Source organism: Serratia sp. HNCC26DJ244, from assembly GCF_057180565.1.
The window spans coordinates 234,647-261,423 of record NZ_JBXUGO010000004.1 but is presented as its reverse complement, the minus strand read 5'-3'; the positions used below and the strand labels follow the sequence as shown (position 1 = coordinate 261,423).

Genomic DNA, 26,777 nt, shown 5'->3' with positions numbered 1-26,777 from the left:
ACAACGGACATACTGATGGGCTGTCAAGTCTGTTATGAGCGAGATATGGTGGACTAAGTAGCTCAGTCTTTCAGACTCAATGTGATGACACCAGTCGCTGAAATGTGTATTAACCAACGGGGAACTGGTCAAGAGTAAGGATACGAGAACTCGATGGATATTTTAACGTTAAAAGAGCTGCTTCGCCCAGTAGTGGGAGATCTGAAGGGTCAGTGTACCAACGAGAAAATTCCGGACCTTTGTCGGCATTTGGGGTTACCTATACCAGAGGATGGAGGAAGCAAACGCGAGCGTTTGCATGCCGCCTTCGATTTGCTTAATGATACAGACCTACCGAGGTTTGCAAAAACGCTATTGGCACAACGGGTTCTGGATGCGAGAATTCGTAACCAGGTTCAAGATCTGCTGTGGGAGGACGAACCAAGCATCGAGATACCCAAGCGGCATCGTCGAGAGCTGGCGAAGGCTTTACAATCATTAAAGTGCTTTCGCCACTGGGAGAATTTTAAGCGGTTAATACAAGATACCTTTATCATTCCCGTTGATTTATGTGTTGTTTTCTCGATGCGCGAGACAGGGACTCTAGCGGAAATTCAACGACGTTTTGAACAAAACTCTGAAGATGCCGACGTTGAGTGGCTATTTGAGAAATTGCAGGTCGTTGAACTATCCGATTCGCGTTTCCGTCGGTGGCTAGAAGGGTTAGTTTCTGCGGACGTGCAGATCGATATTGAGACACAGTTGACCAGTGTCAAGGCCATTAATATTGTTTTGAAAACGTGTGGAGCTGAGCTAAGCCATATCTCTGATGCTGGAGGTTATCCTGTTTTTAGCTTGATATCGTTGCGGGCATTCCGCGATCGTCCCAAAAATATTATTTTCGCCTCCATCGCTAAGCCCGATATTCGCTTGGGCGACTCGCTTGCTAACGAAATTGAGATCCTTTCAAGCCTAGACGAGGTATTAGTCTATGATCGCCCATTAAGCGCAGAGGGATTGAGCTGGCGTGAGCTGCAAGTATGGTGGGCAGAATTAACACGCGAAGAGGACAGTGAGAAAGCGAAAAATACGCTTTACCTCCGTTTGTTGCAGAGCTTGCCTCGCACTTCACCACCTCAGAAAACATTTTTCTACCAATTTTTCAAACAATATTGTCAAGTGGTACATGTATTACCTGCGTTGCTACCCGAGGTTTGGCTGCACTGGGATCCTAAAACCGTTTCCGAACGAGGAATCCAAGCGTTACTCAACCATCGGATGGACTTTCTCATGCTATTGCCTGATGGCGGTAGAGTTGTGATAGAAATCGATGGGATTCAGCATTACTCAGATGATAAGGGAAGGGCGTGTAGGGGCAAGTATGCTAATTTGGTCGCTGGTGATCGTAATTTAAAGTTAGCAGGTTATGAAGTTTATCGTTTTGCGGGCAATGAACTTCAGCTCAATAATGCTTCGACTAATGTAAGACTTTTCTTTGACGCTCTATTTAAACGTCATAGGATTAAAACTAATTGTTGAATCAAGCTGAAATTGACGGTAGCTGTGCCAATATTCAGAAGAAGATAGGATTGCTAGTATGAAGCATGAGAGTTACCTCATGTTTTGTATAAGGATTCGACACCCATATCAAAACCGGTAACTCTCAACCTTTCAAGGTCCAGTGTCAGATCAAGTCGCGACTAATACAACTAATAATCCAAATAAGACAGGACAGTCAAAAATATCATGGTAAAACCCCTACCTAAGTTATTGATGTGTAGAGGTCGGTTTATGCAGAAAATGCACTGTTTGTATAAACATTAAAATCAACTAAAAGCCAGAGCTGGCGAGACTTTCAGAGAATTTTATCCGGTGTCATGGGGGGCGGGGGTCGAAGGTTCAAATCCTTTCATGTCGATCAACTTTTTATAGAAAAAACAACCTGTTAGGGTTGGTTTTTTTATGTCTGGCGTTTGTGCCAAAACTGAAAGTATCACTACCCTATCCGGTGCCAATCGCCCATAAAAAAACCCCAGCATCTGCTGAGGTTCTTTAATATGGTGCCGGCTACCGGAATCGAACTGGTGACCTACTGATTACAAGTCAGTTGCTCTACCTACTGAGCTAAGCCGGCGAAATTTTTTGCGGCATTACATTTCCGCGGACGGCAATATAATACAACCGAACCGAGATAAGCAAGGGTAATCAACGCATTTTTTGTCTCTTCGACTAAAAAATCAGCTTATTGTACTAACACTCGTCATTTCTCTGCTTTGCCTGGTGGTTCAAAGCGATCATTAAGTCATTAAAGGAACACGACGACGGAAGTCGTCATGAGAACCAGGTTTTGCCAGACCAGTACGCATAAAAAATCCCCTGTGTCACACTGCTGTGTAACTACAGGGGATTTTAGGATAAAAACCGTTATAAAACAGTCTTTATGAGAATTTGGCGGAAGGACAGAGATTCGAACTCTGGGACAGTCGCCCGTCGACGGTTTTCAAGACCGTTGCCTTAAACCACTCGGCCATCCTTCCAATGGGCGCAAATATTAGCGACCCCGTTATAAACTGTCTACTGTTTTCATGCAAAAAAAACCTTTAACCGGTTCATTCGATTAAATTTTAATCCAACATCCAACCACTGGATATGCGAGTGGCCATTTCACACCCGTCATCACTCAAGTATTATACTTGTGAAGTGGTGCTCACGGGGTGAGTGTGATAAGCCAATATTATGTATTGTTGTTAGGGAACCAGTGTGTAACTCTTAGTCGTGTATAACTCTTGGTATCGTGCTGGCGGTCCGCCGTTTACTTCAGGAAATTGTTGTCATGCTGCAAAATAGACAATCACCACACCGATCTCGCCATATTATCCGCAGCTTCTGGTTGCAGAGTGTACTGCTGGTGGTTGCCCTGATTTTATATGGTTACAACTACACCAACGCCTATCTGGCTGATAAAAAAAATGCCATCATCGGTATCACTGCCGCTGTGCAAAGCCGTATTGATAATTATCGTTATCTCACCCAGCAGATTTACACTAAATTTGGCAACCCAACGACCCCTGTCATGGAACCTGAGCAGAAAGAGAAGCTCTTGAATGCAGATGTTTATTATCTTGATAAAAAAAGAAATAAAACCGATGTGTTGATTTTTGGCAACCACAGCAATGACACGTTAGCCATGATTAGCAATATTTCAAACTTTCTTGACAGCCGCTGGGGAACTAAAAAAGAAAACTATACGCTCTACTATCTTAACGGGCGGGATAACAGCCTGAGTCTGGTGACAACTCAATCGATTAAGGATCTGACCTCACGGTTAAAAGAAAATTACCTGACCGCCCTCGCTTCGGAACTACGTGCTGAAATACTGCAACAGACGAATATGCTCGATAAACGCGAGAGTTTCTCAGGCTTGCGTAAACAGCGTTTCCAGGGCAACTATTCATTCTCTATTCGTACCACGTTCAACCAACCCGGACATCTGGCCACTGTCCTCGCCTTTGAATTGCCCATTAACGATATCATTCCGTTGAATATGGCACGCAGCAATTTTCTGCTATTGGACGATAATGATGAATTTGACAATATTGCCGCACCTGACGCTGAGCAACACCAGGTCACCACCACCTTGCACCGGGGCTGGCTTGAATTCACCCTGCCGCTATCCAATGCGCCACTTAAACTGATTTATCGTGTTTCAATCTTTAACCTGGTCATTGACCTACTACGCAATAATATCTGGCTACTGGTGGTCAATCTGCTACTGCTGATGCTATCGATTATAGGGTTCTATTTTATCCGCCATCAATACATCCGCCCCAGTGAAAATATGGCTGTCGAGCTCGAAAAAGAGCGCTCGCTGACTGATGAAATTATCAATAACCTCACTTGCGGCCTGATAGTCTATGACTTTGCCAGCAATAGAGCGATTGCCAGCAATAAAATTGCTGATCATCTACGGCCCCATCTCAATTTAAAAAAAATCGCCCATATGGCTAAGCAACATCATGGGGTGATCCAAGCCACAGTAAACAATGAAATTTATGAGATCCGTCTGTGCCATAGTCAACGTTCCGCAGAAACCTATCTGTTCCTGCTTGACGACCAGAAAAAAGAGATGGTCGTCAATAAACGGCTGCAACAAGCTCAACATGAATACGATAAAACCGTTCAGGCACGTCAGTTGATGCTGCAAAATTTAGCTGTTGAGCTCAATCAACCGATAAATCAAATCAACAATCTGGTTGGCAGACTGAATACACAGCCCGAACCACAGCAGCAACAAAGCCTCCTCAAGCAACTGAGCCAAACTTCGACATCAGTATTAGATCTCATTGACAATATTATCTTGCTAACTCGCCTGGAAACGCAGGATATCCAACCTTCATACCAACTATTTAGTCCCGCGGTACTCCTGGATGAACTACTGCTAGACCTGCTCCCCTTGATTGAGCAAAAAGGGTTGACCCTATTCCACCATTTCCATCTTGATGCGGGTCAGCACTATATTGGTGATGCCAATATACTACGCAAAGTTATCTCACTGCTGCTTCGCTACGCCATTATCACCACTTCTTATGGCAAGATCGTTCTGAGCGTCGAGTATGAAAACGATCACCCAGAACATCTCTTATTTCATATCAATGATACCGGCTCAGGTATCTCCAGTGATGAACTCAGTAACCTGACTTATCCATTCCTCAGTCAAATGCGCGAAGATCGCTTCAATCATGGTTCTGGGTTAACTTTCTTCCTGTGTAATCGATTATGTAAGGCGCTTAATGGCGATTTGTCTATCCGCAGTAAACTTGATATCGGTACCCGCTACACGATTCGAGTCACCATGGAGTTGGAGAAACCGACGGAAGAAGCAGAGGAAAAACTACTGGATGGGATAAAAGCGCGGCTGGATATCACTTCTAACGAGGTCCGCAGTATCACTACTCATCTTCTGGAGGCTTATGGAGCCAGTTATTTGATCGCTGATGAACGTCAGAATAATCAAGCATATGACATAGTGATTACTGATGACCCACAGTTAATCTCCGGTTATACCCTCCTGCTGGCAAGTGATGAAACCGGTTGCCAGCAGCTTGGCGAACAGATCATTCGAGTCAACTATAACTTCACCGGTGCGATGCTCGACGCCATTACACAGCTAATAGAACTGCAATTGGCAGAAGAAAATCACGAGATATCTCTCACTGAGGATGATATTCAGCACTATAAAAAACAATTAAAAACAAGTAATTATATTGATTTGTTTGTTGATACAGTACCAGTTGATATTAAAAAACTATATACTGCCAAGGAGCATAGTGACTTCGCTGCTCTATCTCAAACCGCACACCGTCTGAAAGGTGCGTTTGCGATGTTAAACCTGCTACCCGGAAAGCAACTGTGTGAATCGTTAGAACGACACATCGCAGAAGGTGATGCACTTAAGATTGACCATGACCTCAGTCAAATTGATTTTTTCATCAGTAGACTGTTGGAGGAAGGTAGCCAACAACATGAATAACCTAAACGTAATTATTGCTGATGACCATCCTATTGTGCTGTTCGGTATCCGCAAGTCACTTGAACAAATTGAATGGGTTAATGTCGTTGGTGAATTTGAAGACTCGACATCATTAATCAACAATCTATCCAAACTGAATGCGAATGTATTGATCACTGATCTTTCCATGCCAGGGGACAAATACGGTGATGGCATTACCCTGATTAAATACATCAAACGCCACTACCCGCACTTGTCAATCATCGTGCTGACCATGAACAATAACCCTGCTATTCTCGGTGCAGTGATGGACTTGGATATTGAAGGTATCGTACTGAAACAAGGTGCGCCTACTGACCTGCCACAAGCCTTGGCGGCACTGCAGAAAGGGTTAAAATTCACTCCTGAAAGCGTTACCAGGTTGCTGGAGAAAATCAACGCCACTGGCTATAGTGACAAACGCTTGTCGCCGAAAGAAAGTGAAGTGTTACGCTTGTTCGCCGAGGGGCTGTTGGTCACGGAAATTGCCAAAAAGCTTAATCGCAGCATTAAAACTATCAGTAGCCAGAAAAAATCAGCCATGACGAAGTTGGGTGTTGATAACGATATCGCTTTACTTAACTACCTCTCCTCCATCAACATGACTCAGTTGGAGAAAGACTAGGCCAGGCATTACTCAGCACTTAACCGGGCTCATGCTCTGCCCGGTTTCGTCGTACTTGTTGACTATAGTAGGTAAGTGTCTGTTCCAATAAAGTTAGTATCACCGGTTTTGATAAACAGTTGTCCATTCCCGCCTCAATACAGCGTTGTTTTTCTTCCGCCAGAGCATTCGCCGTTATACCAATCACGGGCGCAGTAAAATGGGACTGACGTAACCGCTGTGCCAGACAATAACCATCCATACGGGGCATATTGACATCTGTCAGCACGATATCCACTGTGGTTCGCTCCAGTACATCTAAGGCATCGAGACCATCATTAGCGGTCATTACCTGATATCCTAATAACGTCAGTTGGTCAGACAACAACTGCCGGCTAATCGGGTGATCCTCTACCACCAGCAAGTGAATATCTCTGTTATTGACATCAGTATCTTTAACCTGCGGAGGCATCACTGTGTCGCTACCACGTTGAATTTCACCGCTAAACAGGCGGTTTAACAGTGGGAGAACATCCCATGGCATCGCAGTAGAGTGTAACCAATAACCTGGTGATACCTCAAATGACGGTCCAATATGCGCCATAGAAAACTCAATCCGCATCGACAAGGGCGTCGCCACCTGTACCGAATAATCACTCAGTAAAACATCATCGGCTGCCATCTCTTGATCTTCATACCGCAGCACTCTGGCCCCTTGCTCGGTAAGCAGTAGCATTAGATAACTTTCCAAGCGTTGATTACGCATCTGCAGCCACAATGTTTTACCCAACCAACCATCAATGACTTGTGCTGGTGGGAACTGCGCACCTAATAATGGAATACGGATAGTAAATAAGCTACCGAGCCCGGGTTCGGACTCCACTGCGATATCCCCCCCCATTAGATGAACCAGCTTTTCACAAATAGCCAGTCCTAGACCTGTACCCTGAAAGTGGCCCTGTACACTGCCGCCAACCTGAAAGAAAGGGTCAAACAGATGAGCTATTTCTTTTTCCGGAATGCCAATACCCATGTCACGCACACTGAATTCCAAATAACTGTCATAGATCCCCACCTGTAAAATAATACAGCCAGTATCGGTAAATTTAATGGCATTACTCAATAGATTGGAGAGGACTTGCTGTAGACGCAGCGGGTCACCTTTTATCCGCTCTGGCACTCCGGGTTCGATATAACAGTACAAGCCAAGACGTTTATTGACTACCAACGGTAAATAATTACCCGTAATATTCGTGACCACTTCCTGACAAGAAAAATCATGTTGTTCAATCTTTAACTGTTCTGATTCAATCTTGGAGAAGTCCAGGATGTCACTGATAATTTTCAACAACATCCCTGATGAGTTATTCATTGCATTAACCAGACGCTCCACGCCTTGCGGTAAAGTCTGCTTTTGCAACAAGTCAATGTTGCCAATTATGCCATACAGTGGTGTACGCAGCTCATGGCTTACCGTGGCCAGAAACATCGATTTAGACTGGTTGGCCAGCTGCTCTGCCGAAGCGATCTCTTGCAATGATTGCTCCATTTTCACTCGTGAACTGATATCTGCCAGTACACAAATGGCCACATCTTCATTGCTATAACGGGAATGGACAAAACTGATTTGCAGGTTATTGTTGTTGCTGGTTATCACATCGATCAGATTGACTTGTTGTTCCCGAATCAGGCGCGTAATTCGCTCTCGGTCCTCGCCAGTCAGTAAATTAAGATAGTTATAGGCCAATTCATTACTCAAAATATTGGCCCCATCACTGATACGCAAGATAAAGATGCCCACCGGCGCTGAAGCGATAATTTTGCGGTTAAACTGTTCATTTTCCTCTAGGCGAAGAGCATCTTCCTGAGTTGGCAAGATTATCTTACGCTCCAACAACCACACTAGTCCCCATAGCAGTACAGCCGTGAACAGATTAAACAGCAGGGCATTGACCAACAGATCGAAACGCGACACCACATTATTGACTGGTAACACATAAACGATGCTTAATGAAGAAGGCTGCAAACCCTTTTTCAAAGTCAGGTCATGGTAATTATCGACATAGCCAAAATAGTTGTGCTCCTGCGGATACTCATTGAGTGAAGAGTGCGGACCATCACCGCTTACCAACCGCAACTGTGGTTCGTTATTTTCATCAAGCACCGCGACAACCAGTGGCAAATGACTTGAAGTGATCAAATCATCCAGCCGTACAGTACGTTCAATGCCTAGCAGTGCGGTCAATTTATCGTTGATATAAACCGGCGTCATCACATACAGATATCCCACATCCGACTGTTCGGCGCTGGGGATAACCCAATAGAGATCATGACCTTTATCTGAACTATTGCTATTACGGTATTTAGGAATACGTGCACGCAACGAATTAAACAAGGTTTGCTGATCGACAGTACTATAATTACTGGCAAACTCCGTGAGACACCAGCTATCCGCGGTGATAAAAAACAGCCTATTCAGGTCATAGTCCGCCACAAAGCTCTTCTTCCAATACTCAATCTGCTGGTTTAGAACACGCAGCGAATCGTGCGAGGCAGTATCGATTAAGCAATTTAATTCACCATACAGCGGGTTAAACGTAAGCTGCTGCCCGCTATTTTCCTGATTGGTCAATAGTTGCTGAGTATCGGTTGGGTTGGTAAGGTGTTTTTCGACTATATATTGGAAGTCACGGATAAGGTCCGCAGAACGGTGTAGATAGCGTTGAGCATGCTCGAAGTTAAGATCATATTCCTGCAGGACTTCAGACTCTTTCTTATTCAGAATATCCCGAATATGAAAAAAGGTAAGCAACACGCCTAACGACCATAGCATGAATGCCATAACCCGGAACAGATAGCGGGAAACTTCTAAAATAGTTCGAAAAGAAGTCAAATATCTCAATCTGATACCATACCAAAGTCGGTGGTATACCCGTCATGATTCATGTGGCAAGAATGGACTGCAACTTGAGTATACCCGTCATACTTCAAGTTGCAGCATCGGTTATAACTTAAGCGTTTTCATCATCTGTACCGTCTTCGACATCATCCTCATCGAGTGGTTCAGCCTGTTCTTCTGCTTCCTCTTCACACGGTTCAAGGCTATCGAGCTCTTCATCTTCAACCGGTTCAGCAACACGTTGCAAGCCCACGACGTTCTCTTCTTCCGAGGTACGGATCAAGGTGACGCCTTGAGTATTACGACCAACCACACTGACTTCCGCCACACGAGTACGCACCAGCGTACCTGCATCGGTGATCATCATGATCTGGTCCGTGGTATCCACTTGTACCGCCCCAACAACCTGGCCATTACGGTCGCTGACCTTGATGGAGATAACCCCTTGGGTGGCACGTGATTTGGTGGGATACTCCGTCACCGCAGTACGCTTGCCGTAGCCATTTTGTGTGACCGTCAGGATATCACCGTCACCACGAGGAATAATCAGTGAGACTACCTTATCCCCCGCACCGAGGTTAATACCGCGGACACCAGTGGCGGTACGGCCCATAGAACGAACCTGCCCTTCCGGGAAACGTACTACTTTACCATTGGCAGAAAACAGCATCACTTCGTTACTGCCATCCGTTAAATCAACACCAATCAGTTCGTCACCGTCATTAAGGTTAACGGCAATGATGCCAGCACTACGCGGACGGCTGAACTCGGTCAGTGCCGTTTTCTTCACCGTACCACTGGCGGTCGCCATAAACACATGACGGCCTTCTTCATACTCACGAACTGGCAATATGGCAGTGATACGTTCGTTGGCTTCCAATGGCAGTAAATTGACAATCGGACGGCCACGGGCACCACGGCTCGCTTCCGGTAATTGGTAGACCTTCATCCAGTATAGTCGCCCACGGCTAGAGAAGCACAGAATGGTATCGTGGGTATTGGCCACCAATAAACGGTCAATAAAATCTTCTTCTTTAATCCGGGCAGCCGACTTACCTTTGCCACCACGGCGTTGTGCTTCATAGTCGCTCAACGGCTGATACTTCACATAACCCTGATGCGACAATGTCACTACCACATCTTCCTGATTGATCAAATCTTCAATATTGATATCAGAAGTATTAGCGGTAATCTCGGTGCGGCGGGCGTCACCGAACTGATCACGGATAAGAACCAGCTCTTCACGGATCACTTCCATCAAGCGTTCCGGATTTTCCAGAATAAAGATCAGCTCAGCAATCACAGTGAGCAGTTCTTTATATTCATCCAGCAGTTTCTCGTGCTCCAGGCCCGTCAGTTTCTGCAAACGCAGATCCAGGATTGCCTGTGCTTGTTGCTCGGTCAGGTAATATTTGCCATCACGGATGCCAAACTCAGGTTCCAGCCACTCAGGACGTGCGGCATTATCACCAGCACGCTCCAGCATCGCAGCAACGTTGCCCAGAGCCCAAGGTTGAGCGATCAACGCCACTTTTGCTTCTGCGGGAGTTGACGCATGGCGAATCAATTCAATAATCGGATCGATGTTTGCCAGTGCGATCGCCAGCGCTTCCAAGAGATGAGCGCGGTCGCGAGCTTTGCGTAATTCAAAGATGGTACGGCGGGTCACCACTTCACGGCGATGGCGAACAAATGCGCGCAGAATATCTTTCAGATTCAGCAGTTTTGGCTGGCCTTGATGTAGCGCCACCATATTGATACCAAACGTCACCTGCAGTTGGGTCAGCGAGTAAAGGTTGTTCAAGACCACTTCGCCTACAGCATCACGTTTGACTTCAATCACAATACGCATGCCGTCTTTGTCAGACTCATCACGCAAGGCGCTAATACCTTCAAGGCGCTTTTCTTTTACCAGTTCAGCAATCTTTTCAATCAGGCGAGCTTTATTCACCTGATAGGGAATCTCATGGACAATGATGGTTTCGCGGCCAGATTTGGCATCCGCTTCAACTTCAGCTCGAGCGCGGAGATACACCTTGCCACGGCCAGTACGATAAGCTTCTTCAATGCCACGACGACCATTGATTATTGCTGCTGTGGGGAAATCAGGGCCAGGAATGTGTTCCATCAACCCTTCGATACTGATGTCTTCATCATCAATATAAGCCAGGCAGCCGCTGATCACCTCAGACAGGTTATGCGGGGGAATATTGGTGGCCATCCCCACGGCAATACCCGATGAACCATTAACCAGCAGGTTCGGGATCTTGGTTGGCATCACTGCCGGGATCTGTTCTGTACCATCATAGTTAGGTACAAAATCCACGGTCTCCTTTTCCAGATCAGCCAGCAATTCATGGGCAATTTTTGCCATCCGCACTTCGGTATAACGCATTGCGGCAGCAGAGTCGCCATCAACAGAACCGAAGTTGCCCTGCCCGTCGACCAACATATAACGTAAAGAGAAGGGTTGGGCCATACGGACAATGGTGTCATAGACAGCACTGTCACCATGGGGGTGATATTTACCGATTACGTCCCCAACGACACGGGCCGATTTCTTATAGGGTTTATTCCAGTCGTTACCCAGTACATTCATCGCGAACAGAACGCGTCGGTGCACCGGTTTGAGTCCATCACGGACATCTGGCAACGCACGCCCGACAATAACGGACATGGCATAATCCAGATACGAGCTTTTCAGCTCTTCCTCAATATTTACCGGTGTGATTTCTCTGGCAAGATCGCTCATAGAGCTACTATCCCTCATACTGAATGATTCATCTGCCTTGGCATGGTGCCAAAGAGGTGAAATTATACCACAAAGCAGGCTTTACGGGAAAATTACCGCCATTGTTTAACGCAAATATCAGGACAAATGCGATAACGGCCATTAACAACCGCCGTGCTGCAGCAAGGATTATGGAATACTGGTCGCCATTCAAGCGGTAGAGTTGCTGGCTGCAACTTGCCCCACTTGGGTATATAATCCGCATAGAGAAAGATAAGGAACCAATAAGACTTATGAAATCCCACTCATCGCATCACGCCCAAAATGTTGACCACCAAGAGATCGCTAAATTTGAAGCTGTCGCCGCACGCTGGTGGGACCTGGAAGGTGAGTTCAAACCTTTGCACCGAATCAATCCACTACGCCTCGATTATATCATGCAACGCTCGGGGGGTATTTTTGGCCAAAAGGTGCTCGATGTGGGTTGTGGTGGGGGCATTCTGTCAGAAAGTATGGCCCGCGAAGGTGCGGTGGTGACCGGGTTAGATATGGGTTTCGAGCCATTGCAGGTTGCCCGTTTACATGCGTTGGAAAGCGGTATCCAGGTCACTTACGTGCAGGAAACCGTAGAGAGCCATGCACAAGCCCATCACCAGCAATATGACATCGTCACCTGTATGGAAATGCTGGAACACGTGCCTGACCCCTCCTCGGTAGTGCGAGCCTGCGCGCATCTGGTGAAACCAGGGGGCCATGTTTTTTTCTCTACCATCAACCGTAATGTCAAAGCTTGGCTGCTGGCCGTTGTTGGTGCCGAGTATCTGCTCAAGATGGTACCGAAGGGGACACACGATCATCGCAAGTTTATCCGCCCCTCTGAGCTGATTAGCTGGCTTGATGGTAGCGTACTATGCGAAAAGCATATGATCGGTCTGCATTACAACCCATTGACTGATCATTTCAAACTGGGCGGCAATGTGGATGTGAATTATATGGTGCATACGCAGCACCAAGGTTAAGCAAGAGAGACGCGACCGGGGTTGCTCTTGCCAACGCCGGTCTGTTTGTGACTCACCATGCAGGGTTATCTTCTGTCTGTGATCAAAAACTGCCATGCAAATCATTTTTAAGAATACTAAAGCAGATCAATATACCGTTTTTTTCTAACGTTTAATAAAGCGGCAAACAGTTATCATTTTGCTGAGGCGAACAAAACTATTGACAAGCTTAGACCCCTTGACACTACACGACTCCCCCTCTTCATTCACATTTCACCCCCAGGTTATTCACAAAATCAGCCGATTTTGTTCACTTGCAAATCCACGCTTTTATCACTATCTTGTTATCTTAATGACTCCTCCCCCCTATATATAGTATTTGCAGGTTAAGCGAAAGCACTAGACCTGCCTGCTTCTGGGAAACAAACGGACAGGTAAAAATGAACCAAAGCCTACTTGTAACTAAACGCGATGGCAGTAAAGAGCGCATTAACCTCGACAAAATCCACCGGGTCCTTGATTGGGCTGCAGAAGGTTTAAACAACGTTTCGGTTTCTCAAGTAGAGTTACGTTCACACATTCAGTTTTATGATGGCATCAAGACTGCCGATATTCATGAAACCATCATCAAGGCGGCGGCGGATCTTATCTCCCGTGACGCCCCTGATTATCAATATCTGGCCGCCCGCCTGGCCATCTTCCACTTACGGAAAAAAGCCTACGGTCAGTTTGAACCACCAAAACTGTATGACCACGTTGTCCGCATGGTTGAGATGGGCAAGTATGACAAACATCTGCTGGCGGACTATACCGCAGAAGAATTCGCCCAGATGGATAGCTTTATTGATCACTGGCGCGATATGAATTTCTCCTACGCGGCGGTTAAACAGCTGGAAGGTAAATATCTGGTACAAAACCGCGTTAGCGGCGAAATTTACGAAAGCGCGCAGTTTTTGTATCTTTTGGTTGCGGCCTGCCTGTTTTCCGGCTATCCACGTGAAACCCGTCTGGACTACGTAAAACGTTTCTATGACGCCATTTCCACCTTCAAGATCTCACTGCCTACCCCTATCATGTCTGGGGTGCGCACCCCAACCCGCCAGTTCAGTTCTTGTGTACTGATCGAATGCGGTGACAGTCTTGATTCAATCAACGCCACCTCCAGTGCTATCGTTAAATATGTTTCGCAGCGCGCCGGCATCGGCATCAATGCCGGGCGTATTCGCGCCTTAGGTAGCCCGATCCGTGGTGGTGAAGCTTTTCACACTGGTTGCATCCCGTTCTACAAACATTTTCAGACTGCGGTGAAATCTTGCTCTCAAGGGGGAGTGCGCGGCGGTGCTGCCACCCTGTTCTACCCCATGTGGCATCTGGAAGTGGAAAGCTTACTGGTACTGAAGAACAACCGTGGCGTTGAGGGTAACCGGGTACGTCATATGGATTATGGTGTACAACTCAACCGCCTGATGTACCAGCGTTTGATCAAAAACGAAGATATTACCCTGTTCAGCCCTTCTGACGTCCCTGGGTTATATGATGCGTTCTTCGCCGATCAGGATGAATTCGAGCGGCTTTATACCCGTTATGAAAAAGACAGCAGCATTCGCCAACAGCGAGTCAAAGCAGTAGAACTGTTCTCATTGATGATGCAAGAGCGTGCTTCAACGGGCCGTATCTATATCCAGAACGTTGATCATTGCAACACGCACAGCCCGTTCGATCCGCAGGTCGCCCCGGTGCGCCAGTCGAATCTCTGTTTGGAGATCGCCTTGCCAACCAAACCACTGGATGACATCAACGACGAAAACGGTGAGATCGCCCTCTGTACCCTGTCAGCCTTCAACCTTGGGGCGATTGAAAGCCTGGATGATCTGGAGGAGTTGGCCACATTGGCGGTGCGCGCACTTGATGCCCTACTCGACTATCAGGACTACCCCATCAAAGCGGCCTTCCGTGGTGCAATGGGGCGGCGTACCCTGGGTATCGGTGTGATCAACTTTGCCTATTATCTGGCAAAAAATGGGGTCCGTTATTCGGATGGCAGTGCCAACCCATTGACCCACAGAACCTTCGAAGCGATTCAATACTACCTGTTAAAAGCATCGAATCGCCTGGCGCAAGAGCAAGGGCCTTGCCCATGGTTCAATGAAACTACCTATGCGAAAGGTATTCTGCCAATCGATACTTATAAGAAAGATCTGGATACGATTTGCAGCGAACCTTTGCATTATGACTGGGAAACACTGCGTAAAGAGATTAAACAGACTGGGCTGCGTAATTCAACCCTGTCGGCACTGATGCCGTCAGAGACCTCGTCACAAATATCCAATGCCACCAACGGCATTGAGCCACCACGGGGTCATATCAGTATCAAGGCGTCGAAAGATGGTATTTTACGCCAGGTGGTTCCTGAGTATGAGCGTCTGAAAAATGACTATCAGCTATTGTGGGAAATGCCCAATAATGATGGCTACCTGCAATTGGTTGGCTTGATGCAGAAGTTCATCGACCAGTCGATTTCGGCCAATACCAACTACGATCCAACCCGTTTCCCAGCGGGTAAGGTGCCAATGAAGCAGTTGTTGAAAGACCTGCTGACCACCTACAAGCTGGGTATAAAAACACTGTATTATCAAAATACCCGCGACGGCGCGGAAGATATTCAGGAAGATTTGCAGTCAGCGCAAAGTAATGATGACTGTGAAGGCGGTGCCTGCAAAATCTAATTTTTGATATTGCCTACTGGGGCAAACCGGCCGGAAACTGGTTTGACTGCCACCATGCGCGCGCCTACCTGAAAGGGAAATCTCAAGGATGAGATTTAAATGCAGCGGGTAGCAGCCCCAATGGGGGCGAATGACCCAGGTCACTCCCCCGCAACTTGAATACGGACCCAAACTTATGGCTTACACCACATTTTCACAGAATAAAAACAATCAGCTACTTGAGCCAATGTTCTTCGGCCAACCCGTCAACGTAGCGCGGTTTGATCAGCAAAAGCATGAAATATTCGAAAAGTTGATCGAAAAGCAGCTCTCCTTTTTCTGGCGCCCAGAAGAGGTTGACGTTTCCCGTGACCGTATCGACTATCAGGCTCTCCCCCCACACGAAAAACACATTTTTATCAGTAACCTGAAGTATCAGACCCTGTTGGACTCCATCCAGGGTCGCAGCCCGAACATTGCCTTCCTGCCGTTGATCTCAATCCCGGAACTGGAAACCTGGGTGGAAACCTGGTCATTCTCTGAAACCATTCACTCACGTTCCTACACCCATATCATCCGTAATATCGTTAATGATCCGGCAGTGGTATTTGACGATATCGTGACCAATGAAGAGATCAAAAAACGGGCGAAAGACATCTCCAGCTATTATGACAAACTGATTGAGATGACCAATTACTACCATCTGCTGGGTGAAGGCACCCATCAGGTTAATGGTAAAACCGTTGTGGTGAATATACGCGCCATCAAAAAACAGTTGTATCTGTGCCTGATGAGTGTCAATGCCCTTGAGGCCATCCGTTTCTATGTCAGTTTCGCCTGTTCGTTTGCTTTTGCCGAGCGTGAACTGATGGAAGGCAATGCCAAGATCATCAAGCTTATTGCCCGTGATGAAGCCCTGCATCTCACCGGTACCCAGCATATATTGAATCTGATGCGTTCGGGTGCAGATGACCCAGAGATGGTCGAGATCGCTGAAGAGTGTCAGCAGGAGTGTTACGACCTGTTCGTCATGGCGGCTGAACAAGAAAAAGAGTGGGCGGAGTATCTGTTTTGTGATGGTTCAATGATTGGCTTGAACAAAGATATTCTGTGCCAATATGTGGAATATATTACCAATATCCGTATGCAGGCCGTTGGCTTAAATCTGCCATTCCAGACCCGCTCCAACCCTATCCCCTGGATCAACGCCTGGCTGGTTTCGGATAATGTTCAAGTGGCTCCGCAGGAAGTGGAAGTCAGCTCCTATCTGGTCGGTCAGATTGACTCAGAAGTCAATGCTGACGACTTGAGTGATTTCGAGCTGTAAGTGAGCAGCCCAACCATCACGCTGCGTGCCAGTGGTGCGCAGCTCTCAGCTGCCGCAGAGGAAAGCTGCCTGCTTGAGATACTTGAGTTACATGATGTTGCGGTGGAATACCAATGCCGATCAGGCTATTGCGGTGCCTGCCGCTTGAAGTTACTGAAAGGTAAAGTCGCCTATCGCCAAGCGCCACTGGCTTTTGTCAATAAGGGCGAGATCCTGCCCTGCTGCTGTATGCCCTTGATGGATATTGAGCTGGAAATTTAGGCGGTGTCACACCGCCTATACAGTGTGTTACTCGATAATTGCCACCGTTTCCAACCAATTATGTCTACCGCAAACTTGGTCCTCATTGAGCCAGCGACGCAGCATATCCAACGCCAACATCGCTACAGATTCCTGCCGCAAACGCAGGCTATGACGGGAAACACGGTAGCTGACGGTCTGGCCCACGCCGCCCTTGGGCGTATGCAAGGCGATACTCACCCGTTCACCCTCCATGGCACTGACGGCCAACGCCAATGGTGCATGGCTAAGCTGAGACAACCTCTGTGCACGTGCCAGCAAGGTTTCCAGTGTCTCGTGGCAATCAGCGGGGAGTAACTCTCCTCCCGCCAAAGGTGCCGCTTCGCTCTGCAATTGCAGATTGATCAACCCGGCAGTAAATTGCTCACTCAGCACCAGTTTCATCCCTTGTTGCTGCAGTCGTTGCGCTAACTGCGCCGCTAACCCCGCCGTTCCTTCATAAATAGTATTGTCCGCCACAACGCCCCGTACCCGTTGCCATATCTGCTCCATGGCAACGCGCTGACAGTGCGGCCCAGTCAACTTTAACTCAATAATCGGGCTGGAAGAGCGATACCCCAGCACCACATCCGGCGGTAACGATATTGGATCCAATTCTGCTGCCAAGTCGCTTTCTGAAGTACCGAACGTCGTTAAACGTAAACATAACGGTGGCTCTGGCAGGCTAAACTGCTGCTGCAAACGCGGGAAAATCTGCTCTTTCACCATTACCTTAAACTCAGATGGCACACCCGGAGTAAAGAACATCAGGCATTTATTCAACCTCAGCGCAAAACCGCAAGCGGTACCCACACGGTTATCCAGCATTTCAGCATTCGCTGGCAATTGTGCCTGCTTACGGTTGGAATCCGCCATCACCCGGCCTCGTTCAGCAAAATAGGCCTCGATACGGGTGATCCAGGTAGGGTGTTCAACCAATTCAACACCACACGCCTTGGCAGCTGCCAGCGCACTGAGATCATCACTGGTGGGCCCCAAGCCACCATTCACTATCAACACATCCGCAATATGGCTACGCTCTTGTAGCGTTTCAATCAGAGAAGAGAGGCTATCCCCGACAGTTTCACGGCTACTCATCGGCAAGCCTTGTTGAAACAGATAATCTGCCAACCAGGCAGCATTGGTATCGATAATTTGCCCGTGCAGCACCTCATCACCGGTACTGAGCATCTCCACTCTTAACATTGATTTCCCCTTGCTGTTCAGATCCATAGCCCATTCATTCAGGTTACAGCCAATACCCGCTAGATTGAATGACGACGGGTGTCTCTACTATATACCCAAGTTTATGTCAGTGGCAGTCAGAGGAATAAGTTACACACACTGTAAACAATTTGTTGCCGTGATAGGGGTTACTAGCCCGCCGCCGCTGGTGTTTTTTTGCGGCATCACCGTCATCGCTATCCAGCTCGGCATTGCCAGCGGCCTACTCCCTGCGGTGGGATAATGAGATGGGGCTGACTCTGCCCCCATTTCTGGCTTATACCTAAACCACTGCGCACACTCTGCCGGGCTATCAGAAGTTCAAACCCACGCCCAGATAAGGGCCATCGGCTATCGCATTATCCCGCTTGCCCTCTTTCCCTTGCAGATTGAGATAACGATAGCCCACATCAACACTCAGCGGTTGAAAGACATTCCAACGCAAGCCACCATTGAATTCGTTATAAGCTTTGACACCGCTGGTTAATGCATCAGGAGCAAAATAACCTTCGCCATACAGTGCAAAGTAACGGTTGAGGCTCCATTGCAGCCCCCCGCCTAAAGCCAGTGCAGCACCACTGCGCCCCTCTTGTGGGCTAAGATAGAGCGCTTTGCCCCCTACCGTTGCCTTAAGTGGGGAAAATGGCAAGGTGAAATCCAAACCCACGCTGCCAACACTGCCATCATGGTCGCTACGTATCCAGTTGCCATTGACGCCCAACCCAGGAATAAGCAACCCCATGCCAGCACTGAGATGGGTATAATCTTGCCCCACCTCGCCTCTCACGCCAATGGCATTAGCAGAACCAGTCACAAACAGCAAAGCAGCTGCATACGCGACTAAAAATTTATTCATGATTGTTCCTTTTTTAACTCTGAATCATCAAAAGTGACAATATGTTATCTGAAAATGAGAATGAAAGAAGTTTAATAGAATCGACTTATATTCAAAATCATTCGAGTTATTTGACAAAGTGCTATGTATTTTCAACAGGTCTTGCACTGATTTCCAAAGTTCGGATCACAGAAAGTGCTGAGTATCTGATCACTGATGTCCGTGACTGCTTTATCGGGCTGGCTGCCATTGCTCGGCAGCCCACTGTTGTAAGCGATGGCGTGAAATTTTAATCCCGCCATTTTTCAGTTCAATGGGTAAGGCGAGCAAGGCAATGGGCCGCTGAAAGTTTGCCAATTGGTCTTGTGCCCAGTTCAGTAATAAATCCAACGACAACTCCCCGGCCCAATCTGCCACCGCCACTGGCCGCTGACCAAACTCAGGGTCATCAAGCGGCACGATAAATACCTGGGATATCTGCGGATGTTCCAGCAACACTCGCTCGACCTCTTCTGGCTGTATCCCTTCCCCACCACTGAAAAACTGGTTATCCAAGCGGCCAATAATCCGCAACTCACCCTGCGCCATCACCCCACGATCACGGGTATGGAACCAACCTTCAGCATCGCTGACTGGCAGCAAAACCCCTTGGTACCAATACCCCAATGCCAGGCTGTCAGAACGGATCCATACTTCCTGTTCCACCAGCCGAATCTCGCCCCCGGGCAGCGGTAACCCTACCCCCGGCAATTCATCAGCACGCTTGGCACAAACCGTCGAGGCCAATTCCGTCAGGCCATAACCACACCAGCAGCGGATCCCCTGCGCCTCCGCTTGCCGGGTCAGCTCAACCGGGATCATCGCCCCGCCGAGTAACACTTCCTTCAAGCTGTGCTCTGTTTGAGGTGCAGACAATAACCGCCATAACTGCGTCGGTACCAGAGAAGCATGAGTACAGCCCGCCAAGGCGTCAGCCAACGGTTGCATCTCGCGTACCACCAACTGTGCCCCGGCTGTCAGCCAGCGCCAGACAATCCCTTGACCAGAAACATGAAACAACGGTAAAGAGAGCAGCCAGCTATCCGATGGTTGGAAATCCATCCGTTGTAAAACGCCTTGCGCACAAGCCAAATGCCCGGCATAGCTATGCGCAGCCGCTTTCGGCAGGCCGCTGGAACCGGAAGTCAAGGTTAACGTCGCCAGCCGCTGTGGTTGCCATGGTAAGGGTTGCCATGGTACAGGTTGCCATTGGCCAACATCCCCTTCCATGGAGGATAAGATAGTCAGCTCAGCGGGTAAGGTGGGCAAACTGTCAGGGCTGAATACAAAAGCAATATTCAGATCGGGCAGTAACCGTGCCAGCATCGCAGCGGGTAACCCGGGGTTAAGTGGCAGCAAGCGTGCGCCACATTGCAACAAGGCCAGATAGGCCAACAGTAACGGATAACTGTTTTTACCGCATAGCGCCACACCACAGGCAGGCTGCACCCCTTGCTGCTGAAAATCAGCAGCCAGTGCATCAACCTGCTGTTGTAACATTAACCAACTGATCGGTTGCTGTTGCACCAGCAGCGCTGTCTCCTGTGGGCGGTGTTCTGCCCAATACCGCCATGGCCAGTTATTCAACTGCGCCATACACACTCCAGAGCCTCGCTCTGCAATAACGGTAAGGTGCTGTCAGGCCAACTACGCAGCAACTGTGCCTGCATCAGGTTTAGTGTATCCAACCCCGGCACCGTGTCTGGTGTTAACCAGTGGGCAATACGTGCCAACTGCGTGAGCCCCAGGCTGGACTCAATGCTGGAACTGATCACCGCAACCAAACCCGCCTGATGTGCTTGTGTTACCAACTCTTGGCAACGCTCCAGGCTACCCACCAAGGTGGGTTTGATGACAATGGCGGCGACGCCTGGTTCGGCCTGCACCACAAAGTCTGCCTCACGCACACTTTCATCCCAGGCAATGGCAATACCCTGTGATTGGGCGAAATGGCGTGATTCATCACGGGTTTTACAGGGTTCTTCCAAAAATGCGATACGATCACGCCACTGCGGATTGACATATTTGGCAAAACTGTCCGCTTTGGCTGCCGTCCAACTGCGGTTGGCATCCAGCCGCAATTTGAGGTCCGGCAATGCCTCCAGCAACACATTGACCACCATACCATCACGCACCGCCTCGTACAGCCCCACCTTCACCTTGGCGATTTTCTCACCGGGCAGCGCCGCCAGCACGTCAAACAATTCATCCGGGTCGCCACTGCACAGCGGTGCCTTGCGGTAATCCGCCTGCTGTGGCAACTGCCCGCTCAACTCAGCCAGCGCGCAACTGGTGCCAAACGCCACCGAAGGCCACTGTGTGGGTACCGGTGACTGATCCGCCACCCACGCTTGCCCCCAAGCTAATGCCGCCTGTTGCGCCTGATATAAGGTTTCGACACTGAACTCCGGCAAGGGGGTAATTTCCCCCCAGCCTTGTTGCTCCCCTTGCTGCAAGTGGAGCAACAAACCATCACGGGTTTTCAAGCGCTGATTGCGCAGCACCACCCCTGCCTCCATCGGCACACTATAGCGATAGAGAGCCGCCATACGCGTTGAATTGGTCATTACGGATTACGCTTGAATTTGCTGAAGTCCGGCTGGCGCTTTTCATTAAATGCGTTACGCCCTTCTTGACCTTCATCGGTCATATAAAACAGCATGGTGGCATTACCCGCCAGCTCCTGCAAACCGGCCTGACCATCACAGTCCGCATTCAGCGCGGCTTTCAGGCAACGCAGTGCCATCGGGCTGTTTTGCAACATCTCACGACACCAGCGTACCGTCTCTTTTTCTAAATCCGCCAACGGTACCACGGTATTGACCAGCCCCATATCCAGTGCGGCAGCGGCATCATACTGACGGCACAGGAACCAGATCTCACGCGCTTTCTTCTGGCCCACAATACGTGCCATATAAGAGGCGCCCCATCCGCCGTCAAAGGAGCCCACTTTCGGCCCGGTCTGACCAAAAATGGCATTATCGGCAGCAATGGTCAGGTCACATATCATATGCAGCACATGACCACCGCCGATAGAGTAACCCGCCACCATCGCTACCACCGGTTTCGGGCAAGTGCGGATCTGGCGTTGGAAATCGAGCACATTCAGGTGATGCACCCCACTATCATCACGATAACCACCGTAATCACCACGTACTTTCTGATCGCCCCCGGCACAGAAGGCTTTATCACCCGCACCGGTAAGGATAATGGTCCCAATCCCATCGTCATAACGGGCATTCGCCAGGGCTTCAATCATCTCTTTTACCGTCAGTGGACGGAAAGCGTTACGCACTTGCGGGCGGTTAATGGTGATTTTGGCAATGCCATCACTGGATTTGTGATACAGGATATCTTCGAAATCGCCAGAACAATCCTGCCACTCAACCGCGGCATACAGTTGCTCTTCATTCGGATAAAGCATGTTCGCTTCCTTTATTATCAAGATTATCAAGAAATTCATCTAACACGGCGGCAAAGGCCACCGGGTTGGCTAAATGAGCATTATGACCGGCCTGCGGGACGGTGGCTAATGGCAAGCCAGCCTCTCGGGCCAACCCTTGGAACTTAGCATCATCCGCACCACATACCACTTTTATCGGCATGGTCAGTTGTTGTAATTGCGGGACCAGCCAAGGTTGACAGCCAAGAGAGGTGGCCTCCAGCATATCAGCCACTGCCGGCCCCTGGTTATTGGCACGTGCCTCAATCAAGGCTTGGCGGTGTATAACATCCAGATCGGCAAATACCGGCTGCTGATACCAATCCGACAGTACCTGGCTGATGGGCTCAATACGAAAACGTTGGGCCCAATGGGCATCATGCACCCGGCGTTGCGCACGCAAGCCTTCATCATTTAGCCCTGGGTTGCCCCCCTCAATCAGTAGACCTTGCAGCCCCCGGCTATCACCGTGGCAAGCATGGTACATGGCAATGCGCCCCCCCAGCGAATACCCCACCAAACAGTAACGTTCGATGTTGTGCTGCTGCAATGTCGCGCTGATCTGCTGGCTGACATCGGCAAAATCGCGGCAAGATTGCCCGACAGAGTCGCCATGACCGGGCAGGTCAATGGCCAGTGAGGGCCAATGCGGGCAACGGGAAGCAATAACCCGCCACTCATTGTTGTTCCCCAGCAAGCCATGCAGCCAAACCAGCCATGGGCGCTGGCTTTCGCCTGGTTGTAACACGCGCGCGGCCAGCATCAGTCAGCCGCCATCAGTTGTACCAAGTGCTGCAAGGTTTCGGCACCCTCACTGGAGGCAACCTGCAACTCAATTAATGTCGTCCCGCTGTGGCACCAGGCCTGCTCTACCGCCTGCTGCAATTGAGGCCAATTTTGCGGGCAGGCATAACCGAGCTGGAACATGGCTGCCGCATGGCTGAACTCCACATTCTGCGGCATACAGTAAAAACGTTGGCGCTCTGCTGGTGGCGTTGGCAACAATGAAAAGATCTGCCCACCGTTATTGTTCACCACTATCAGTACCATCGGTGCCGAGTCTTGGCGTAATAACGCCAGCGCATTCAAATCATATAAAGCTGAGATATCCCCCACCAACACCAGTGTAGGTTTGGCGGTAGCGCGTTGTACCCCTGCTGCGGTAGACAGCAGACCGTCAATGCCACTGGCACCACGATTACTGAACACCGGGTAACCGGCGGGTAATTGGCTTAATGCATCGATCAGGCGAACAATCAGGCTATTGCCAACAAACAATTGGCCATTTTCGGCTAATAGCTCGGGCAGGCGTTGGGCCAATTGTGCTTCACCAAAACGGTTATGCAGATATTCCGCGCTGACCTGAAAGGCTTGCTGCGCTAAGGTCGCCAACTCACCCGCCCAGGGTGAACACTCTTGAGCCGGGTGCAACTCAAGCCATTCAGCCACGCTGGAGCGAATACGGCGACCACGATGATGTGAAGGATCCAGACGACCAGGCAGATAATCAATCAACCAGAACTCTTCTGGCTGACAGTTCGCCTGCCATTGTAATAACCGTTTACCCGTCAGGCTGCTACCAAACTGCACCACCAATTGTGCCTTTGCCAGTAAATGGCGGGCTTGTGGTTTGGCCAACCACAAATCGGCACCAGGCAACGGTTGGCCGGTTTGCGACAGCACATCACCAATCAATGGCCAGCCCAGCCTCTCGGCCCATTCAGCCAGGCGTACCCCCTCTTCGGCACTCATTCGCCCGGCGATCACCACGCCACGTTTTTGCCGCCAGAGAAGCCAATCCTCTTGTTTTAATACCTGATGATGGTCCATTTCACGCAACCAGGGATGCGACGCCTGCCACCAATCACCCAGTGCCGCCGACCATTCATGGTACTGCTGCCCATCATCGCCATACAGCGGTTCGGCAAACGGGCAGTTAATATGCAACGCGCCCTGTAATAGACGTGCCATAGCACTATCGAGCGTCGACACCAGCCAACGAGCCGGAATATCCGGGCTGGGGCGGGGTAAATCAATACTGAGGGTAGGATGGCTGGCATAGAGGCCATGTTGACGAATAGCTTGATTGGCACCACAGTCAATCAGTTCTGGCGGTCGGTCCGCGGTTAGAAACACCAGTCGTTCGCCAGTGAGCCCGGCTTCGATCAACGCAGGATAGAGATTGGCCGCCGCAGTCCCTGAGGTGACGATCACCGCGACCGGTTGACGGGAGGCTTTTGCCAGGCCCAGCGCCAAATGGCCTAAGCCCCGCTCATCAAAATGGGTATGGCAGACAAAAGCAGGATTTGCCGCCGCCGCCAGTGTCAGTGGTGTCGAACGTGACCCAGGAGCGATACAGACATGCTGCACCCCATGGCGGGCGAGCGCTTCCAACAATAACGTGGCCCACTGGCGATTAAAAACACTTGTCGACATAATTCGCTCACAAGTCAATAAAACAGGCGATGTAACCTAACTAGCTGCGCTTAATACCGTTCCCCTTTTCAGTTCAGGAAAGTAGGCATGATGCAGAACGCCGACACGCCGTGAACCCCTCCCTGGGGGCTCGTATCACGCGCCCTTGAGGTCAACCGGGCAAGGTCATATGCCCTAAGCAGTTGTTGCGAATTATACACTTCAACCGGTTAACTCTCTTGCTCCGGTTGCAATAATGTGCGCAAACCAGCTGCTTTGCTTTCAACCTCTTGCCACTCCAGTTCAGGATCTGACCCGGCAACAATCCCGGCCCCGGCGTATAATTGCACCTCGGCCCCCTCAATCTGGCAAGAGCGCAGCGCCACACAAAATTCGGCTTGCGTGGCGCAAAGATAGCCCGCAGACCCCGCATACCAATGGCGCGAGAACGGCTCGTGCTGGCGAATAAAATCACGCGCCGCCTGGCGAGGCAAGCCGGCCACTGCCGCCGTAGGCTGGAGCCGCCGCAAGCAGTCGGCATCATTACTGCCATTCAGCTGTGCTTCAATACGCCGTCTTAGATGTTGCACTTTGCGCAAGCGCACCACCTCAGGGGGCAAGACGTCCACCGCATTGGCACCACCTTGCAGACGCTGACAGATATCATCCACCACCAGCAAGTTCTCTTGTTGGTTCTTGCTATCCTGCAGCAACCACTGTGCCAATGCCTCAGCCTGCTGTTCATCCTGGTGATTACTCACCGTTCCGGCCAATGCTTCGGTGGACAGATGATGCCCTTCACGCCGGTATAGTCGTTCAGGGCTGGAGCCAAGAAAAGCGGAATGTGCATCAATGCGCAGCATAAAGTGGTAGCATTGGTGATTCACCCTACGGCTGGCGGCCATCAACGCTGGCGCAAACAACGGGCTCTCGAGCGTTAACAACGAGCTACGAGCCAATACCACCTTATCCATCTGCTGACTTTTTATCGCTTTCAGCGCATCGCTCAGCATGATTTCCCAACCGGAACGTACCGGTTGATGTTGCACCGAACGCACTTTCACCTGTAAACCGGCGATCGGTTTTGCCACCAATAGCTTTCCCAGCCAGGCTCGTGCGGCCCTGGCGTCTTCTTGCAACGCATGTTCAGAGAACAGATTAAGCGTCAGTTCGCCTTTGCCTTTACAACTGAAAATTTCCAAGCGCGGCAATAGCAACAGTGCATCACCGTCGAAAGCATTAAGCCCCCAGAGACGGGCTCCCGGGTGAGCATCAACAAAGGCCTGTGCTTGTGCAGGTTCGGCAAATTGTCTTGCTGAGCCGCATACCGCCGCCTCTTGCATCCCATCGCGATGGCACCAGTAAAACTGGGGGAACAGACGCTGTGCTGCCAGCCACTCTAACAACCGCACAGTCAGGTGGCCGGGAACCGCCATGGTGATCTGCCGAAATCCGGCTTCCAAGGGAAAGTCCTGCTCCAACTGCTGGCTTAGCTGCCGCAGCAATCCCGAAAGTTGTTTCACTACCACCTCATTCACCAGACTCGTCGGGGGGAATTATACGGCAAATCAGCATTTAGGGGCGGAAAAATAATGTCTATTTATCAATGCGCTGACAACACGATTGTTTATTAAAAATAATTATTTTGATTAAAAAACAAGCTCGAGAAAAAGACGGGATCCGCGTTGGCTACCGGGTTCCCATCACCATTAACCCTATCCAGATCAAATTAAGGGTTAAAAATGATGCTCA

17 protein-coding genes and 2 tRNA genes are annotated in these 26,777 nt (G+C 49.4%); 7 read left to right on the top strand and 12 right to left on the bottom strand.

The window, feature by feature from the left end; all coding sequences use genetic code 11:
- The first annotated feature begins 153 nt into the window (after nucleotides 1-153).
- Nucleotides 154-1,518 carry an AbiJ-related protein gene (locus tag AC2A06_RS05605; protein ID WP_484379625.1) on the top strand — a complete coding sequence of 455 codons (1,365 nt, stop codon included), beginning with the start codon at nucleotides 154-156 and terminating at the stop codon, nucleotides 1,516-1,518.
- A 519-nt stretch (nucleotides 1,519-2,037) separates the two neighbouring features.
- On the opposite strand, the gene AC2A06_RS05600 is transcribed toward AC2A06_RS05605, so the two are convergent.
- Both AC2A06_RS05600 and AC2A06_RS05595 read right to left on the bottom strand, forming a co-directional pair.
- Nucleotides 2,038-2,113, bottom strand: a tRNA-Thr gene (locus tag AC2A06_RS05600).
- Between the two features lie 315 nt (nucleotides 2,114-2,428).
- Nucleotides 2,429-2,516, bottom strand: a tRNA-Ser gene (locus AC2A06_RS05595).
- Between the two features lie 299 nt (nucleotides 2,517-2,815).
- Between AC2A06_RS05595 and rcsD the strand changes: the two genes are divergently transcribed.
- Both rcsD and rcsB read left to right on the top strand, forming a co-directional pair.
- Entirely contained in the window at nucleotides 2,816-5,509 is a 2,694-nt protein-coding gene (rcsD, locus tag AC2A06_RS05590; protein WP_484379632.1) for a phosphotransferase RcsD, read from the top strand.
- Nucleotides 5,502-6,152, top strand: coding sequence for a response regulator transcription factor RcsB (gene rcsB, locus AC2A06_RS05585; RefSeq protein ID WP_037383815.1), 651 nt, complete (start codon nucleotides 5,502-5,504; stop codon nucleotides 6,150-6,152). Before rcsD ends, rcsB begins: the two co-directional genes overlap by 8 nt.
- Before the next feature lie 19 nt (nucleotides 6,153-6,171).
- On the opposite strand, the gene rcsC is transcribed toward rcsB, so the two are convergent.
- Both rcsC and gyrA read right to left on the bottom strand, forming a co-directional pair.
- Nucleotides 6,172-9,033: a two-component system sensor histidine kinase RcsC gene (gene rcsC / locus AC2A06_RS05580; protein WP_484379624.1), complete on the bottom strand. Its 2,862-nt coding sequence runs from the start codon at nucleotides 9,031-9,033 to the stop codon at nucleotides 6,172-6,174.
- A 109-nt stretch (nucleotides 9,034-9,142) separates the two neighbouring features.
- Complete coding sequence (gene gyrA, locus AC2A06_RS05575) at nucleotides 9,143-11,782, bottom strand: DNA topoisomerase (ATP-hydrolyzing) subunit A (RefSeq protein WP_484379623.1); 2,640 nt, start codon at nucleotides 11,780-11,782, stop codon at nucleotides 9,143-9,145.
- A 272-nt stretch (nucleotides 11,783-12,054) separates the two neighbouring features.
- Here gyrA and ubiG point away from each other — a divergent pair, with 272 nt between their 5' ends.
- The 4 genes from ubiG (at nucleotide 12,055) to yfaE (ending at nucleotide 17,052) form a co-directional block, all read left to right on the top strand.
- On the top strand, nucleotides 12,055-12,780 hold the full coding sequence (gene ubiG, locus AC2A06_RS05570; RefSeq protein WP_484379622.1) for a bifunctional 2-polyprenyl-6-hydroxyphenol methylase/3-demethylubiquinol 3-O-methyltransferase UbiG: 726 nt from the start codon (nucleotides 12,055-12,057) through the stop codon (nucleotides 12,778-12,780).
- A gap of 419 nt (nucleotides 12,781-13,199) precedes the next feature.
- Nucleotides 13,200-15,485 (top strand): class 1a ribonucleoside-diphosphate reductase subunit alpha, encoded by a 2,286-nt coding sequence (nrdA, locus tag AC2A06_RS05565; RefSeq protein WP_484379621.1) that lies wholly within the window; start codon nucleotides 13,200-13,202, stop codon nucleotides 15,483-15,485.
- 175 nt (nucleotides 15,486-15,660) lie between these two features.
- Entirely contained in the window at nucleotides 15,661-16,791 is a 1,131-nt protein-coding gene (nrdB, locus tag AC2A06_RS05560; RefSeq protein WP_484379620.1) for a class Ia ribonucleoside-diphosphate reductase subunit beta, read from the top strand.
- Nucleotides 16,792-17,052, top strand: coding sequence for a class I ribonucleotide reductase maintenance protein YfaE (gene yfaE, locus AC2A06_RS05555; protein ID WP_484379619.1), 261 nt, complete (start codon nucleotides 16,792-16,794; stop codon nucleotides 17,050-17,052). It begins immediately after the preceding gene.
- 27 nt (nucleotides 17,053-17,079) lie between these two features.
- Here yfaE and AC2A06_RS05550 read toward each other — a convergent pair whose 3' ends face one another.
- The 8 genes from AC2A06_RS05550 to menF all read right to left on the bottom strand — a co-directional run bounded on the left by AC2A06_RS05550 (nucleotide 17,080) and on the right by menF (nucleotide 26,548).
- Entirely contained in the window at nucleotides 17,080-18,276 is a 1,197-nt protein-coding gene (locus tag AC2A06_RS05550) for a nicotinamide mononucleotide deamidase-related protein YfaY (protein ID WP_484379618.1), read from the bottom strand.
- A gap of 331 nt (nucleotides 18,277-18,607) precedes the next feature.
- Nucleotides 18,608-19,150: a YfaZ family outer membrane protein gene (locus tag AC2A06_RS05545; RefSeq protein ID WP_484379617.1), complete on the bottom strand. Its 543-nt coding sequence runs from the start codon at nucleotides 19,148-19,150 to the stop codon at nucleotides 18,608-18,610.
- A gap of 210 nt (nucleotides 19,151-19,360) precedes the next feature.
- On the bottom strand, nucleotides 19,361-20,764 hold the full coding sequence (gene menE / locus AC2A06_RS05540) for an o-succinylbenzoate--CoA ligase (protein ID WP_484379616.1): 1,404 nt from the start codon (nucleotides 20,762-20,764) through the stop codon (nucleotides 19,361-19,363).
- A complete protein-coding gene (gene menC, locus AC2A06_RS05535) occupies nucleotides 20,752-21,735 on the bottom strand; it encodes an o-succinylbenzoate synthase (protein WP_484379615.1) in 984 nt (327 codons plus the stop codon). The genes menE and menC overlap by 13 nt, the downstream gene beginning before the upstream one ends.
- Nucleotides 21,735-22,592 (bottom strand): 1,4-dihydroxy-2-naphthoyl-CoA synthase, encoded by an 858-nt coding sequence (gene menB / locus AC2A06_RS05530; protein WP_023491361.1) that lies wholly within the window; start codon nucleotides 22,590-22,592, stop codon nucleotides 21,735-21,737. Before menB ends, menC begins: the two co-directional genes overlap by 1 nt.
- Nucleotides 22,576-23,373 carry a 2-succinyl-6-hydroxy-2,4-cyclohexadiene-1-carboxylate synthase gene (menH, locus tag AC2A06_RS05525; RefSeq protein WP_484379614.1) on the bottom strand — a complete coding sequence of 266 codons (798 nt, stop codon included), beginning with the start codon at nucleotides 23,371-23,373 and terminating at the stop codon, nucleotides 22,576-22,578. The genes menB and menH overlap by 17 nt, the downstream gene beginning before the upstream one ends.
- Complete coding sequence (gene menD, locus AC2A06_RS05520) at nucleotides 23,373-25,046, bottom strand: 2-succinyl-5-enolpyruvyl-6-hydroxy-3-cyclohexene-1-carboxylic-acid synthase (RefSeq protein ID WP_484379613.1); 1,674 nt, start codon at nucleotides 25,044-25,046, stop codon at nucleotides 23,373-23,375. Before menD ends, menH begins: the two co-directional genes overlap by 1 nt.
- 209 nt (nucleotides 25,047-25,255) lie before the next feature.
- Nucleotides 25,256-26,548: an isochorismate synthase MenF gene (menF, locus tag AC2A06_RS05515; protein WP_484379612.1), complete on the bottom strand. Its 1,293-nt coding sequence runs from the start codon at nucleotides 26,546-26,548 to the stop codon at nucleotides 25,256-25,258.
- Nucleotides 26,549-26,777: the final 229 nt, after the last annotated feature.